This window comes from Mesorhizobium sp. M2D.F.Ca.ET.226.01.1.1 (assembly GCF_004022705.2).
In the GTDB taxonomy this organism is placed as follows: Bacteria; Pseudomonadota; Alphaproteobacteria; order Rhizobiales; family Rhizobiaceae; genus Mesorhizobium.
Genome location: NZ_RZOY02000014.1, coordinates 138312 through 152994 on the forward strand (window position 1 = coordinate 138312; position 14683 = coordinate 152994).

The following is a 14683-nucleotide window of genomic DNA, read 5'->3' on the forward strand; positions in this document are numbered from 1 at the left end:
TCTCCGCTCAGCCGCCGAGCTTCTGGATTGAATGCGGCGCCGTGGCGAACGCGATATTCTTGGTTTCCATGTAAAAGTCGAACGACCAGTCGCCGCCGTCGCGGCCGATGCCCGAGCTCTTGACGCCGCCGAACGGCGTCGGCAGATGCCGGACATTTTCCGAATTCACCCAGATCATGCCGGCGTCGAGCGCATCGGTGAAGCGCAGCGCGCGGGTCACATCCGAGGTCCACAGATAGCCGGTGAGCCCATATTGGGTGTCGTTGGCCAGAGCCAGCGCCTCGGCCTCGTCCTTGAACGAGATCGCCGTCAGCACCGGCCCGAAGATTTCCTCCTGGGCGATGCGCATCTTGTTGGTGGCACCGACGAACAGCGTCGGGCTGACATAGCAGCCGCCGCCAGGCCCCGCGAACTTGCCGCCGCCGGCGGCGACCACCGCGCCTTCCGACTTGCCGATCTCGATATAGGAGAGCACCTTTTCCTCATGCACCGGATGGATGAGGGGACCCACCACTGTGTCCGGGTCGAGCGGGTGGCCGATCCTGATCCGCTTGGCCTTCTCCGCCACCAGATCGGTGAACTTGTCGTGCACGGAAGCTTCGACCAATAGGCGCGACGACGACGTGCAGCGCTCGCCGTTCAGCGAATAGATCATGAAGACGGCGGCGTCCGCGGCGCGCTCAAGGTCGGCATCGGCGAAGACGATCACCGGGTTCTTGCCGCCGAGCTCGAAATGCACCCGCTTCAGCGTCTCGGCGCCCTGCTTCATGATCATCGAGCCGGTGCGGCTCTCGCCGACGAAGCCGATCGCCTTGATGTCGCGATGCTCGGTCAGCGCCCGGCCCGCATCCTCGCCGAAGCCGTTGACGAGATTCCACACGCCCTTGGGCAGGCCGGCTTCCTCGGCGATCTCGACCAGCAGCCGGGCGGTGAGCGGCGACAGCTCGGCCGGTTTGTGCACCACCGTGCAGCCGGCGGCCAGAGCCGGCGCGATCTTCCAGGTCGACAGCATGAAGGGCGTGTTCCACGGCGTTATCACGCCGACCGGGCCGATCGGCACGCGCGTCGTCATGTTGAGCTGGCCCGGCGCCCGGAGCGAGCGGCCGTCACGCGCTTCCGGCGCGCGGTCGGCATAGAAGCGGAAATTCTCGGCGCCGCGCAGCGCCGCCTTGGCCATGAATTTCAGCGACTGTCCGGTGTCTATGCATTCGACGAAGGCGATCTCCTCGGCGTGCGCGACGATGGCGTCGGCGATTTTGTGCATGAGCTTCTTGCGCGCATCGCCGGAGATCGCCGCCCAGTCCTTGAAAGCCGCCTTGGCCGCCTTGGCCGCGCGGTCGATGTCGACGGCCTTGCCGCGCGCCACGGTGGCAATCGGCTTGAGGTCGATCGGCGAAATCGTTTCATAGGTCGAGCCATCGGCGGCAGGCACCGCTTCGCCGCCGATCTGGTTGAGCACGCCGTCCTTCCGGAAGCGTTCCAGATAGGCCTCGGCCTTCCTCAGATTGTCGTCCAGTGCCGCCATGATTTCTTTCCCGTTCTAGGTCACTTGCCACGCAGGCGCGGATGGATGGCGTTCTTCTTCCAACTCAGCTCGGCGTCGATCTCGCGGATCTCCAGCGACAGCGCGAAATGCGGTGTGGCGAACAGAGACGAAAGATGATCGGTGACAGCCGCGAAGATCGCCTCGCCGGCGCTTTTCTTTTCCGCCGCGCTGCGGCCCTTGCCGATGCGGAAATTCATGTCGATGAAGCCGTTCTCCGGCAGAAGATCGGCGATCGCATAGGCGTCGGCGCGGAAGGCGCGCACCCTGACCGCGCCCGGTTCGAACAGCCCGGTTTCAAGGATCGTGCGCGAGACCAGCGCGCAAAGCTCGCCCATGTCGACCTTGCGGTCGAGATTCGCCGAATATTCGATCGCCATGTGGGGCAAGGTTTCCTCCGCCGGCAGCACCGGTCTTGTAGTTAACATGTGAATTACATCTTGACGGCCGAATGTCAAGCGCCGTTCTGTGTATGGCCGCAGCCGTCCGCGGTGGGATTGCCGCTCTCGACAAAATCGCGGATATAGCTCCGACCCGAGCCTCAATATTTGTTGCGAGTCGCACCGGACTGGAATTTTCGGAGATCTTAATTTGCTACCGCCCAGCACTCGCCGCTCCTTGCCTATGGCTCTGCTTCGCGCCCGCGAAGTGATCATGGCGCATTTCCGGCCGATGCTTGCCCGCCACGACATCACCGAGCAGCAATGGCGCGTGCTGCGCGTTCTCGCTGAAACCGGCCCCCTGGAAGCGACCGAGCTCGCCAACCGCGCTTCGATCCTGCCGCCGAGCCTCACCCGCATCATCAAGGCGCTCGAGGAGAGGGAATTCATATCCCGCAACAAGGTCAAGGATGACGGCCGCCGCGCGCTGCTCGCCATCAGCCCGATAGGCGTGGCGCTGATCGAGGAACTGGCGCCCGAGCGTACCGCTATCTACGAGGCGATCGAGAAGCGCTATGGCGCCGCGGAACACGAGCGCCTGCTCGACATGCTGGAGAGCCTGATCCAGTCGGAGTCGGCGGAGGGCTAGTCGCTTCGCGGCGCACCCTCATCCGGCCGCTTCGCGGCACCTTCTCCCCGAGGGGAGAAGAGATAGACGCCAGCCTAGGCGACCTCCTCTCCCCTTGGGGAGAGGTCGGATCGCCCCGAATTGCTCTTCGCAATTCGGATGGCAACCCGGGTGAGGGGTCGCGCCCATCACCCGCCAAAACTCCCCAGCGCGCTCGGCTGCATGTAGTTGCGACCGACATAGAGCAGCGCTGCCTCGTCGCTGCCGTGGCGGATGTCGACGACACGGCCGAACATCACATTGTGCGTGCCGACTTTGTTCACCGCGCCGATCTCGCAATCGAAGGAAACGATCGCATCGAGCAGCGCCGGCATGCCGGACGGCATGGTCTGCCAGCGCGCGGCTTGATAGCGCTCGGCCATGTCGCGGATCGCGCCGGCGAATTTTGCCGCCAGATGCATGTGCGACTGGGTGAGCACGTTGACGCAGAAACGCTGGTTGGCGAGGAACATTGAGGTCTGCGCCGAGCGCTCGTTCATGCAGACGAGCAGCGTCGGTGGGTCGTCGGAGACGCTGCACATGGCGGTCGCGGTGAAGCCGCCGCGCCCCGCCGGACCATCGGTGGTGACGATGTTGACCGGCGCGCAGACCCGCGCCATGGCCTCGCGGAATTCCAGCCTCGCGACTTGTGACGTCATGGCCGCTTCCATGGCCGGCCTCCCGTCAGTTGGCCTGGGCGCCGAGCGGCTGCAGCCAGGTGTCGCCGGTCCAGCCCTTCTCGTCATAATCGGCCATGCACTGGTCGACGAGCTCCTCCATCTGCTTCAGCCGTCCGCCGCGCTCGGCGCCCTTCAGCACCTGCAGCCGCACCTCTTCCGGCGCGCCGGCATAGTTGAGCTCGTAGAGCGCGTGGCGGCCGCCGAACTCGGTGCCGGTCGCGTCCCACAACAGCTTCATGATCTTGATGCGCTCGACATGGCCCATTTCGTTCGAGCCGCGCACATATTGCGCGAGATAGCGGTCGATCTCCGGATTGTCGAAGTCGCGCGCCGAGGAGGGCAGGTAGATCAACCCCGAGGCGACCACGCGGCGCACCGTGTCGATGACGCGCGGGTAGGCCTCCGACATGAAGGTGCGGTAGGCAAGCGCGGCCTCGAGATTGGGCAGCACGGCACCGTTGGTCCACGGGATGGGGTTGTGCGCCATGGCGTTGGAAAAGCTCCAGAACATGTGGCGCAGCGCGATCACCTCGCCGAGCGCTGCCTGGTTGCCGCGGAAGGAATCGCCGCCGGTCGCGCGCAGCGCCTTGGCGAGCAGGCCGGCGAGGAAATCGAGTTTCACGGCAAAGCGCGTGCAGCCTTGGAAGCAGTAGCCATGCATGAAGCCCGACGCCGGATGGAACGACAGAATTTTTTGCGCGTCGCGCAGCACCAGCACGTCCTCCCAGGGAATGAAGACGTTGTCGAGCACCAGGATGGCGTCGTTCTCGTCGAAGCGCGACGACAGCGGATAGTCGAAGGGGTGGCCGACGCTATTGGCCGTCTGCTCGTAGGAGACGCGGCAGAACATCTTTATGCCCGGCGCGTTCATCGGCACGATGAACATCACCGACAGCGAAGGATCCTCGGTGACCGTCGCCGAGCTCTGCGCCAGAAAATTATAGTGGGTCAGCGCCGACGACGTCGCCACCACCTTGGCGCCCGACACCCAGATGCCGGCATCGTTCTCCTTGGTGATGTGCACGAAGACATCCTTCACCTGCTCGGCCGGCTTGTGGCGATCGATCGGCGGATTGACGATGGCATGGTTCATGAACAGGACAGCTTCCTGCGCGCGTTTGTGCCAGGCGCGAGCATTGTCCTTGAATGGGCCGTACCATTCGGCATTGGCGCCGAGTGTGTTCATCAGCGCCGCCTTGTAGTCGGCGGTGCGGCCCATCCAGCCATAGGTCATGCGCGCCCAATGCGCGATCGCGCCCTGCTGCGCGGCGAGGTCAGCGGGGGAATGGGCGACACGGAAGTATTTGTGGGTGTAGCCGCCCGAACCGGTGTCGGTGGGCGAGGTCAGCACCGGCTGTTGATTGGGATCGTGCAGCGCGTCGTAAAGGCGCGCCAGTGACCGCACCGAATTGCGCATCGCCGGATGGCTGGTGACATCGGCCACCCGTTCGCCATTGATATAGACCTCGCGCCCGTCGCGCAGGCTCGCCAGATATTCGGCGCCTGTAAACGGCCGCGATTTGTCGGCCCGGAAATCTTCCGATCGCATCATGATCCTCCCTTGATGGTGTAGAGAGTAGCCGGACACGTCACAATGGTTTATGGACGAAAGCGCAAAACCGCTTGGACTTTTTCCGGCATCCGATGAGCCAGACCGCTATCCCGGAATTCTTCGTCTACGGCGAGCCGGCGCGCGCCCTCGACGTCGGTTTCCTGCATGTCGAGACCGTGCAGGCCCGCGCTTCCGTGCATCGCGGCCAGGTCCTGGCGCACAAACACCCGCAAATGGCACAGATCACCTTCTGGACGAGCGGGCAGGGCGTCTATCGGATCGAGGACAAGACCTGGAGTTTTTCGGCACCGACGGTGAGCTTCATGCCGAGCGGCGTGGTGCATGGATTCGACATCGAGCCGGGCACCGACGCCATCGTCGTCTCGGTCGCAGATGCGGCGCTGGCGGCAATCGCAGACCATTCGGCGCTGCCGCTCGACCAACCGGTTTTTGTCACCGCGAGGGGTGATGCGGGGCTTTGGCAAAGGCTGGGCGACACGGTCAGGATGATCCAGGCCGAATATGCCGAAGCTCAGGCCGGAGCGGAAAAAATCCTGCCGCCGCTGATCGCCGTGGCATTGTCGCACATCGCCCGCCTGGACGCGCAATCGCATGCGATCGCGATGCCGGCGGCCGTCGCACTGGGCGGCCGGCTCAGGCGGTTGATCGACCGACATTTCCGTGACGACTGGCCGGTCGAGCGCTATGTCGAGGAACTCGGCACGACGCGTCATCTACTCGACAACGCCGCGCATCAGGTACTGGGTTCCGGCGTGCGCCAGGCGATCGGTGAAAGGCGCCTGGTCGAAGCCAAGCGCCTGCTGCTCTTCACCATACGCACCGTCGAGGACATCGCCTACGAGACCGGCTTCAACGACCCGGCCTATTTTTCGCGCTTCTTTCGGCAGGCGGTTGGCGTGGCGCCGGCGGCGTGGCGGAAGGAGCGGTTAGGCAGTAGGCAGTAGGCAGTTCCCTAGGCCGCGGCAGCGGCCGCCAATCCCGTATCCAACCCCTCGGCAATCTTCGCCACATCGGCCGCCGTGATGATCAGCGGCGGTGACAGGATGATATTGTTGCCGGAGACGCGCAGCATGACGCCCGCGCCATAGGCGCCATCCGCGACGGCAGCCATCGTCTTCTTGTCGACGGGCTTCTTGGCGCTACGGTCCGAGACCAGCTCGAGCGCCGCCATCAGGCCCTGGTAGCGGACATCGCCGACCAATTGGTGCTTCGCCTTCAGCACCTCCAACGCCTTGCCGAGCTCGACGCCGCGCGCCGCCGCATTCTCGTTGACCGCCAGCCGCTTCGTCTCGGCGAGCGCCGCAAGCCCGGCCGCGCAGCCGACCGGATGACCGGAATAGGTATAGCCATGACCAATCGCGCCGAAGCTGGTCTTGTCGGCCTCGAACACATCGGCGACCTTGGCGCTGACCAATGTCGCGCCGAGCGGGAAATAGCCCGAGGTGATCGCCTTGGCGATGGTCATGAAATCCGGCTTCGTGGAGGAGAGCCGCGAGCCCGACCAGGCGCCGGTGCGGCCGAAGCCGGTCACCACCTCATCGGCGATCAACAATATGTCGTGGCGGTCGCAGATCGCCCGCACCATCGGCATGAAGCTCTCATGCGGGACGACGACGCCGCCGGCGCCGAGCACCGGCTCCATGATGAAGGCGGCGATGGTGTCGGCGCCCTGGAAGGCGATCTCTTCCTCGATCGCCCTGGCGCAAAGTTTCGCGAGCTTCGCCGGATCGGTCTCGTCGAACGGGTTGCTATAGGTAATGGGCGCCGGCGTGTGGAAGGCCCCGGGCAGCAGCGGCTCGTAGTTGCGGCGGAAGTTGGCATTGCCGTTGACGGACGCGCCGCCGAAATGCGTGCCGTGATAGCCCTTCTTCAGCGCCAGGAATTTCGTGCGGTCGCCCTGGCCGCGGATCTTCCAGTACTGCCGCGCGAGCCGCAGCGCCGTCTCGACCGAGTCCGAACCGCCCGAGGTGAAGAAGGCACGCACCATGCCTTCCGGCGCGAACCATTCGGTGAGCTCATAGGCGAGCTCGATCGACGGTCCGGTCGATGTGCCGCGAAAACCGGAATAATAGGGGAGCGCATCGAGCTGCGCTACCATCGCCTGCTTGATCGGATCGCAGCTGTAGCCGAGGTTGACGTTCCACAAGCCGCCGACGGCGTCGAGCACGGTGCGGCCCTCGGCATCGGTCACCGACACGCCTTCGCCCTTCATGATGATCTTCGGCGGGCTCGCCCGCATTTCGGCCGGATGCGCCATCGGATGCCAGATCGGCTTGGCGTTGTTTTCGGTGAGGAAGTTGATGTCACGCATCGGGAGGGACTCCGGTTTTTCCGATTAGGAGAGCGTCAGGCCGAATTGACCCAGCGCCTCGGCATAGCTTTGCGCCGGTCGGGCGACGTCGAAATGAACTGTGGGCATGCCGGCGGCAATCGCGCCGTCGACATTGCGCTTCTGGTCGTCGACGAAGACGCAGGCCGAAAGCGGCAGCTCGAGCGCCTCGCCGACCATCGCATAGGCTCGGCCGTCGGGCTTGAGGATTTTGGTATAGGTCGCGTCGACGATCGTCTCGAACAGCGCAAGCAGCGGCAGGCGCTCGCGGAACGACTTGCCATAGAAAAGGTCGAGCTCGTTGGACAGGATGGCCAGCCGGACGCCGGCTTCATGTGCGATGCGGATCGCGCGCTCGGCCTCCGGTCGCACCACCGCCTGCGGATCGGCGCCACGCGCCCGCTGCACGAAGATCGACATGTCCTGCCAGTCCTCGCCGACCAGGCGGCCGACCTCGCGGGTGCGCGTTTTCCAATAGTCGCGCTCGCTGATCTCGTCCGCCTGCATTGCGCGCCACGGTGCATCGGACGCCGGATCGAACGGGCCGTGCCAGTCGAGCGTGCCAGGCTTTAGCCTTAGCGTCTGCTCGGTCAGCGCATGCGTCTCGAACAGCGTGCGGGTCACGACGCCGCCGAAGTCGAGCACCAGCGCCTGTGGTTTTGCCCTGCTCATGCCGCGCGTCTGCCGGTCACGCCGGGCGGCACGATGCCTTCCGCCACCCAGCGGTCGAAGATCTCCAGCGCCTTGGCGCTGAAGGCGGCATCGTTGATGTGGCCGGCGATCTCATGCAGCTCGGCGTTTTCGGGTACACGCGCCCGCATCTCTTCGACAAACGCCGCAAGCGCTTCGGGTTCGTGGAGCGGTTCGCCTTCTTGGTCCCATTGCTGGATACCGCCGGCCGGCAGGATGAAGGCCGTCGGGCCGGTCGCCATGCTGAGCTTCTCGCCGATGGCGCGCGCGATCTCCTGGCGTGTCGCGCCGTCGGAGGTAACCGAGGCAAGCAGCCGGTTATGCGCGTGATAGGGCCGCTCGGTGAAGCGCGACGGCACGGCCTGCCAGGTCGGGAAATCGACCATGTCGATCGCGCCGGGCGCGACGATCTGCGGGATGCCTTGCCGCCCAGCATTCTCCAGCCGGTCGGCGCCTGAATTCACCACCGAGCCGGTGAGTTGGTTGGCGAGCTCCTGCAGGCTGAAGTCGAGCACCGCGACAAAACCCTTCTGCGCCGCGATCGCTTCCAGCGCCCGTCCGCCCATGCCGGTGGTGTGGAAGACGATGACCTCATAGCCGCGCCTTTCCAGCTCCGGCTTCAAAGTCACCATGTATTGCAGGCAGCTTTTGCCCAGCGAGCTCATGCCGACCTTCGGCCGCGAGACGTCGGGTTTGACGACGGCCCGCGCGGCGCCGACTACGGCGCCACTGGCCTGCGACAGCACGGCCTTGCAGGCGCTGTTGACCCCGTACAGGCCGCCGGCCCACAGGATCATCATCAGGTCGGTGGCGATGCGCTCCGGCGGCACGAGATGCGAATAGGCGATCGTCGAGACGACGAATTTCGGCACGCCGAGCGGCAGCGCCAGCGCCACGTCGAGCGCAAGGTCGGTGCCCATCGAGCCGCCCAGCGCGATGAAGCCCTCGATCTCGCCCCGGTCATAGAGCGAGCGCGCGAGCCGCGAGGCGCCGAGCGCCATCAAGGTCATTGCCGTGTTCTCGTCGCCACTGGCAATGATCGCCTCGATCGTTGTGTCGGCCGCGCGGGCCACGGCATGCTTGTCATGCTCCGGTCTGTAGGGTGGATCGCCAAGCACGCTGACGTCCATCCTCACGGCGACACCGCCGACGGCTTCGATGCGCTCGCGCATGAACAACAGCTCGTCGGCCTTGGTGTCGCCGGTGCCGATAACCAGGATTCGGCGGTTCTCTTCCACGTCAATCTCCTGCAGTCACTTGTTGGTTATGATGCCCGCTTCCGGCCGGGCTGATTGTGCCGCCCGAACAGCCGCCCGCCGATCTCGCGCGCCGCCGCGGCGACGCTCGCGCCATGGCGCTCGATGTCACCCTTGTGGATGCGCACCCGAGGCGCGGCGATGGCGATGGTGCCGATGGCAAAACCATCGGCGCCGAGGATTGCAGAGGCGACGCTGAGCACGCCTTCCTCATAGCCCTGCGAGCCGGTCGAATGGCCGCGGGCGCGGGCTGCGGCGACATGCTCGATGAGTGTCTCCACCTTGTCGATCGTATGGGGCGTGAATGCCGGCAGCGGCCCGCCGAGAATGCCTTCGCGGATGCGCTCTTCGGTGAAGGCGAGGAATGCGATGCCGGAAGCCGTCGCATGCATCGGCAGCACATCGCCGAGCTGCACGCTGACACGGTTGGCCTTGGCCGATTCGACGACTTGAACGGTGATCAGGCCCCGCTTCGAATATTCCGAGAGATGCACGGTCTCGCCGGTCTCCGCCGCCAGCGCCTCGACCACCGGCGCCGCCATGCGCAGGAACGGAAACTGCGCCTCGCGCATCAGCGCCAGCCGCGCGATGCCGGCGCCCAGCCGGTAGAGACGCGTCGTCTCGTCCTGCTCCACCAACCCATGCGCCATCAGGGAGACAAGCAGCCGGCGCGTCGTTGCCTTATCGAAGCCGGCGGTCTTGGCAAGGTCGGCAAGCGCCGTCTCGGGCGCGCCGCCGCCCAGCATTTCCAGCAGCGAAATGGCTTTGGCCACCGTGCTCATCGCGTCTCTGATCCTTCGCCAGATACTTAACGTGCGAATTAACTTGACAGCAAGTCGATTCCTTTGCAAGTCTAATATCGAAATGCCGTTGCAAATAATGAAATACACACCGGGCTCGCCAGAAGGCCCTCGGCATCTCAGGGACACTTGGCTTCCGCAGCGCGGAATGGAGGGACAAATGACGACACTTGAAGCCGGCGAAGTGAACCGGCTGAGGAAGAACAGCCTTGGAGTCGGTGCCATCACCTTCATGGTGATTTCGGCGGCCGCACCGCTCACGGCCGTTGCCGGCGGCACGCCGCTCGGCATGCTGATGGGCAACGGCGCCGGCTTTGCCGGCACCTATCTGATCGTGACGCTGCTGCTGCTCCTGTTCGCGGTTGGTTATGTCGCCATGTCGCGCCACATCGGCAATGCCGGCGCCTTCTACGCCTATGCGGCGCGCGGCCTCGGCGGCCTCGCCGGCGGCGCCGTCGCGCTGATCGCGATCCTCTCCTACAATGCCATGCAGATCGGCGTCATGGGCCTGCTGGGCGCGGCCACCGCCGGCCTGTTCGCCGGCTGGGGCATCAACCTGCCCTGGTGGGCGTGGAGCTTCATCGCCATCGCCATCGTCGCCGTGCTCGGCTACCGCCAGGTCGACCTGTCGGCCAAGATCCTGACGGTGCTGGTGCTTGCCGAATACGTCGTCGTGCTGATCCTCGACCTCACCATCCTCAAGACCGGCGGCGACAGCGGTCTGTCCGTCGCGCCCTTCAGCTGGAGCCAGATCACCAGCGGCGCGCCGGCCATCGCCATCCTGTTCTGCTTCGCCGCCTTCATCGGTTTCGAGGCGACGACGATCTATGCCGAGGAGGCGCGCGACCCGAAGGTCACCATTCCGCGCGCCACCTATTTCTCCGTCATCCTGATCGGCCTGTTCTACATGATCACCGCCTGGCTGATGGCGGTCGGCGCCGGCGTCGACAAGCTGTTGCCGTCGCTGCAGGCTCTGCAGGACCCGACCACCTTCCTGTTCGGTCTCTCCGACCGCTACGCCGGAACGCTGCTCACCCATGCCATGAGCATCCTGTTCGTCTCCAGCCTGTTCGCCGGCGTGCTGGCCTTCCACAACGCGGTCGCCCGCTACATCTACGTCGCCGGCCGCGAGAAGCTTTTGCCGCAGTCGATCGGCGTGACGCATTCGGCGCATCAGAGCCCGCATGTCGCCTCGGTGATCCAGACCGTGCTCGCGGCTATCGTCGTCGGGCTGTTCGCGGTGCTCGGCCTCGACCCGGTGCTGGCGTTGTTTTCATGGCTCACCAATGTCGCAACGCTCGGCGTCATCGTCATGATGGCGGTGGCCTCGCTCGCGGTCGTGATGTACTTCCGCGCCAATCCATCCAATCAGGAAAACGGGCTGAAGACGACGATCCTGCCGGCGCTGACCTTCATCGCCTTCGCCATCATCATCTACCTCATCGTCATCAATTTCGGCAGCCTGTCGGGAGCGGGCGGCTTCCTCGGTGTGTTCCTGCCGGCGCTGGTGCTGATCGCGGCCGTCATAGGGCTGTTGTTGGCGGGAGCTCTGAGGGGTCGTGACCCCGCCGCCTTCGAGCGGCTCGGCCAGCCGCTGAGCGATGGATGACAGGTGGTTGATGAAACAAGGGGGCGGCGTCCGCGCCGCCTCACTAGTGGAGTTTGGAGCAAAACTGATAATGATCAACCAGGACACCATCGACGCATTGCGCAAGGCAGAGGTCGGCGCGCGGCGTCTGTTCATCGATGGCGCCCATGCGGATGCCGAGAGCGGCGCCAGCCTAGAGGTGATCTCGCCGATCGACGGCCGTGCTTTCGCCAGCATCGCCGACGGCAGCGCCGCCGATGTCGACCGCGCCGTCGCTTCGGCGCGTAAGGCATTCGCGAAGGGTTCCTGGTCGCGCGCCGCACCCGCCTTCCGGAAGAAGGTGCTGACGAAATTCGCCGACCTGGTCGAAAAGCACGCGCTGGAGCTGGCCGTGCTCGGGGTGCGCGACAACGGCACCGAGATCGGCATGGCCTACAAGGCCGAGCCGCTCTCTGCCGCCGGCACCATCCGCTACTATGCCGAGGCGATCGACAAGGTCTATGGCGAGATCGCGCCGACAGCCGACAACGTGCTCGGCCTCATCCACAAGGAGCCGCTCGGCGTCGTCGGCATCATCGTGCCGTGGAATTTCCCGCTGATGATCGGAGCCTGGAAGATCGCGCCGGCCTTGGCTGCCGGCAATTCCATCGTCGTCAAGCCGCCGGAGATCGCCTCGCTCACCCTGCTGCGGCTGGCGGAGCTCGCCGCCGAGGCCGGACTGCCGGAAGGCGTCTTCAACGTCGTCACCGGGCGCGGCTCGGTCGCCGGCGAGGCGCTCGGCCTGCACATGGATGTCGACGCCATCGCCTTCACCGGCTCCGGTCCGGTCGGCCGGCGCCTGCTCGAATATGCCGCCCGCTCGAACCTCAAGCGCGTCTTCCTCGAGCTTGGGGGCAAATCGCCCAACATCGTCTTTGCCGATGCGCCGGATTTGCGGCAGGCGGCCGTGGTGTCGGCCAACGGCATCTTCCGCAATTCCGGCCAGGTCTGCGTCGCCGGCTCGCGCCTGCTGGTCCAGGCCTCGGTCTATGACCGCTTCATGGACGAGCTGCTCAAGGCAACCACGAAATTGAAGGTCGGCGACCCGCTCGATCTCGGCTCAGATGTCGGCGCGGTGTCGAGCGCCGAGCAACTGACCAAGAATCTCGGCTTTGTCGCCAAGGCTTCGGAGGAGGGCGCCCGTCTCGTCACCGGCGGCGAGCGCATCCTCACCGAGACCGGCGGCAGCTACATGGCGCCGACGATCTTCGAGAACGTGACCGAGACAATGCAGCTCGCCCGCGAGGAAGTATTCGGCCCGGTGCTTGGCGTCATGCGTTTCGATACCGAGGAGGAAGCGGTACGCCTCGCCAATGCCACCGTCTATGGTCTTGCGTCGGCGGTGTGGACCTCGAACCTGTCGACCGCGCATCGCATGGTGCGCGCCATCAATGCCGGCGTCGTCCATGTCAACACCTATGGCGGCGCCGACATCACCGTGCCGCTCGGCGGCTTCAAGCAGTCCGGCTTCGGGCGCGACAAGTCGCTTCACGCCATCGAGAAGTACACCGACCTCAAGACGGCGTGGATCAGTCTCGGCTGACGCGTCAGGGAGTGCCAAGGACGAAATCGGCGCAGCGGTCGCCGATCATGATCGCCGGCGCGTTGGTGTTGCCGCTGGTGAGGCGCGGCATGATCGAGGCGTCGGCGATACGCAGGCGCGGCACACCGCGCACGCGAAGCTGCGGATCGACCACCGCATCGTCGTCCGTTCCCATTCGGCAGGTGCCGCAGGGGTGATAGACGGTCTTGGCGTGCCGGACGATGTGATCGACTATTTGCTCGTCGCCGAGGTCGTTGGCCTTGCCGGGCGCAAGCTCCTCGGCGACGACCTCGCGCAGCGCCGGCTGGCGCAGGATGGCGCGGGCGACCTTCATGCCGGCAAGCAGCAGGGCAAGGTCGTCGGCATGCGACAGGAAGCCGGTGGTGAAGCGGATCGGATCGCTTGGCTTTTGCGAGCGCAGCCGCACCGAGCCACGCGACTTCGGCCGCAGCACGCACGGGTTCAGTTCCATGCCGTGGCGTTCGACCGAGCCGTGCTCGGCGTTTTCGATCATCACCGGCAGCACATGGAATTGAATATCGGGCCGGCCATCGCCGTCGGTGTCGAAGAAGCCGCCGCTCTCGACCACGTTGGAGGCGAGCAGGCCGCGCCGGAACAGGAGATATTCGATGCCGTGGCGCAGCGCCTTGAAGCCGCGATCCTCGCCGAGGAGCGAGATCGGCTTGCGGGTCAGCGCGTAAAGCGGGGCGGCGACATGATCCTGCAGATCCCGGCCAACCGCCGGCATGTCGCGGATGACGGGAATTCCCACCTCCACCAGATGCGCGGCAGGACCGAGCCCGGACAGCATCATCAGCTTCGGCGTGGCGAGCGCGCCGGCCGCGAGGATCACTTCCGCCTTCGCCGAGGCGGTATGGCTCTGTCCGTCCAGCGTCGTGTAGGTCAGGCCGGTCGCGGCGCCATTCTCCAGCGTCAGCGCCGTCACCAGCGCATCGGTGACCACCTTGAGGTTGGCATTGCCGGCGAGCGGCCGCAGGAACACTTTGGCCGCCGACTGACGCTCACCGTTTGCAGTCGTGGTCTGATAGAAGCCGACGCCTTCCTGCCGCTCGCCGTTGAAGTCGTCATTGAAGCGGTAGCCGGCCTGCTGCGCCGCGCGCACATAGGCGAGCGACAGCGGATGCCGGTAGCGCGGATCGGAGACCGGCAGCGGGCCATCGATGCCGTGCCGCTCGCCGGCGAGGCGCTCGTTGCGTTCCAGCCGTTTGTAGACCGGCAGCACATCGTCCCAGCCCCAGCCCGGGCAGCCGAGATCACGCCAGCCGTCATAATCTTCCGGCTGGCCCCTTATGTAGAGCATGGCGTTGATCGAAGAGCCGCCACCCAGCGTCCGGCCCTGCGGGATCCGCAGTGAGCGGCCGCCGACGCTCGGCTCCGGTTCCGACTGGTAGATCCAGCTGCGCGCCGTGCCGATCACTTTGGCAAAGGTGGCCGGCATGTCGATGAATCGCGTGTTGTCGGCGGGGCCAGCCTCGACGACGAGCACACGCTTGCCGGCCTGGACCAGTCGGCTCGCTAGCGTGCAGCCTGCTGAGCCCGCGCCGGCGACGATGTAATCGTACGTGTCCGTCATC

13 protein-coding genes are annotated in these 14683 nt (G+C 65.4%); 4 read left to right on the plus strand and 9 right to left on the minus strand.

The window, feature by feature from the left end:
- Positions 1–7: 7 nt before the first annotated feature.
- Both hpaE and EN869_RS27950 read right to left on the minus strand, forming a co-directional pair.
- Positions 8–1525 carry a 5-carboxymethyl-2-hydroxymuconate semialdehyde dehydrogenase gene (gene hpaE, locus EN869_RS27945; RefSeq protein ID WP_127229418.1) on the minus strand — a complete coding sequence of 506 codons (1518 nt, stop codon included), beginning with the start codon at positions 1523–1525 and terminating at the stop codon, positions 8–10.
- Between the two features lie 20 nt (positions 1526–1545).
- A complete protein-coding gene (locus tag EN869_RS27950) occupies positions 1546–1932 on the minus strand; it encodes a 5-carboxymethyl-2-hydroxymuconate Delta-isomerase (RefSeq protein WP_127229486.1) in 387 nt (128 codons plus the stop codon).
- Positions 1933–2167: 235 nt separating this feature from the next.
- Between EN869_RS27950 and hpaR the strand changes: the two genes are divergently transcribed.
- Positions 2168–2572, plus strand: coding sequence for a homoprotocatechuate degradation operon regulator HpaR (gene hpaR, locus EN869_RS27955; protein WP_245489548.1), 405 nt, complete (start codon positions 2168–2170; stop codon positions 2570–2572).
- 167 nt (positions 2573–2739) lie between these two features.
- Here hpaR and EN869_RS27960 read toward each other — a convergent pair whose 3' ends face one another.
- Positions 2740–3249 carry a flavin reductase gene (locus EN869_RS27960; RefSeq protein ID WP_112128040.1) on the minus strand — a complete coding sequence of 170 codons (510 nt, stop codon included), beginning with the start codon at positions 3247–3249 and terminating at the stop codon, positions 2740–2742.
- 25 nt (positions 3250–3274) lie between these two features.
- Positions 3275–4819 (minus strand): 4-hydroxyphenylacetate 3-hydroxylase N-terminal domain-containing protein, encoded by a 1545-nt coding sequence (locus EN869_RS27965; protein WP_127229485.1) that lies wholly within the window; start codon positions 4817–4819, stop codon positions 3275–3277.
- Between the two features lie 95 nt (positions 4820–4914).
- Here EN869_RS27965 and EN869_RS27970 point away from each other — a divergent pair, with 95 nt between their 5' ends.
- Positions 4915–5787, plus strand: a complete 873-nt coding sequence (locus tag EN869_RS27970) for a helix-turn-helix domain-containing protein (protein WP_127229416.1) — start codon at positions 4915–4917, stop codon at positions 5785–5787.
- 8 nt (positions 5788–5795) lie between these two features.
- On the opposite strand, the gene EN869_RS27975 is transcribed toward EN869_RS27970, so the two are convergent.
- The 4 genes from EN869_RS27975 to EN869_RS27990 are packed head-to-tail and all read right to left on the minus strand — an operon-like array spanning position 5796 to position 9900.
- Entirely contained in the window at positions 5796–7154 is a 1359-nt protein-coding gene (locus EN869_RS27975; RefSeq protein ID WP_127229415.1) for an aminotransferase class III-fold pyridoxal phosphate-dependent enzyme, read from the minus strand.
- 24 nt (positions 7155–7178) lie between these two features.
- A complete protein-coding gene (locus tag EN869_RS27980; protein WP_127229414.1) occupies positions 7179–7844 on the minus strand; it encodes an HAD-IA family hydrolase in 666 nt (221 codons plus the stop codon).
- The gene (locus EN869_RS27985; protein ID WP_127229413.1) at positions 7841–9100 is read right to left on the minus strand and encodes a Tm-1-like ATP-binding domain-containing protein; all 1260 of its coding nucleotides are present in this window, start codon (positions 9098–9100) and stop codon (positions 7841–7843) included. Before EN869_RS27985 ends, EN869_RS27980 begins: the two co-directional genes overlap by 4 nt.
- 26 nt (positions 9101–9126) lie before the next feature.
- Positions 9127–9900 carry an IclR family transcriptional regulator gene (locus tag EN869_RS27990; protein ID WP_127229412.1) on the minus strand — a complete coding sequence of 258 codons (774 nt, stop codon included), beginning with the start codon at positions 9898–9900 and terminating at the stop codon, positions 9127–9129.
- A gap of 166 nt (positions 9901–10066) precedes the next feature.
- Here EN869_RS27990 and EN869_RS27995 point away from each other — a divergent pair, with 166 nt between their 5' ends.
- Positions 10067–11527 carry an APC family permease gene (locus EN869_RS27995; RefSeq protein ID WP_167498729.1) on the plus strand — a complete coding sequence of 487 codons (1461 nt, stop codon included), beginning with the start codon at positions 10067–10069 and terminating at the stop codon, positions 11525–11527.
- 70 nt (positions 11528–11597) lie between these two features.
- A complete protein-coding gene (locus EN869_RS28000) occupies positions 11598–13088 on the plus strand; it encodes an aldehyde dehydrogenase (protein WP_127229410.1) in 1491 nt (496 codons plus the stop codon).
- Between the two features lie 4 nt (positions 13089–13092).
- Here EN869_RS28000 and EN869_RS28005 read toward each other — a convergent pair whose 3' ends face one another.
- Entirely contained in the window at positions 13093–14682 is a 1590-nt protein-coding gene (locus EN869_RS28005) for a GMC family oxidoreductase N-terminal domain-containing protein (RefSeq protein ID WP_127229409.1), read from the minus strand.
- Position 14683: the final 1 nt, after the last annotated feature.

Coding starts and splice junctions, on each gene's coding strand:
- EN869_RS27960 (WP_112128040.1), bottom strand. CDS start 3,249: ATGACGTCACAAGTCGCGAGGCTGGAATTCCGCGAGGCCATGGCGCGG.
- EN869_RS27970 (WP_127229416.1), top strand. CDS start 4,915: ATGAGCCAGACCGCTATCCCGGAATTCTTCGTCTACGGCGAGCCGGCG.
- EN869_RS27990 (WP_127229412.1), bottom strand. CDS start 9,900: ATGAGCACGGTGGCCAAAGCCATTTCGCTGCTGGAAATGCTGGGCGGC.
- EN869_RS27965 (WP_127229485.1), bottom strand. CDS start 4,819: ATGCGATCGGAAGATTTCCGGGCCGACAAATCGCGGCCGTTTACAGGC.
- EN869_RS27980 (WP_127229414.1), bottom strand. CDS start 7,844: ATGAGCAGGGCAAAACCACAGGCGCTGGTGCTCGACTTCGGCGGCGTC.
- hpaR (WP_245489548.1), top strand. CDS start 2,168: ATGGCTCTGCTTCGCGCCCGCGAAGTGATCATGGCGCATTTCCGGCCG.
- EN869_RS28005 (WP_127229409.1), bottom strand. CDS start 14,682: ATGACGGACACGTACGATTACATCGTCGCCGGCGCGGGCTCAGCAGGC.
- EN869_RS27995 (WP_167498729.1), top strand. CDS start 10,067: ATGGAGGGACAAATGACGACACTTGAAGCCGGCGAAGTGAACCGGCTG.
- EN869_RS27975 (WP_127229415.1), bottom strand. CDS start 7,154: ATGCGTGACATCAACTTCCTCACCGAAAACAACGCCAAGCCGATCTGG.
- EN869_RS28000 (WP_127229410.1), top strand. CDS start 11,598: ATGATCAACCAGGACACCATCGACGCATTGCGCAAGGCAGAGGTCGGC.
- hpaE (WP_127229418.1), bottom strand. CDS start 1,525: ATGGCGGCACTGGACGACAATCTGAGGAAGGCCGAGGCCTATCTGGAA.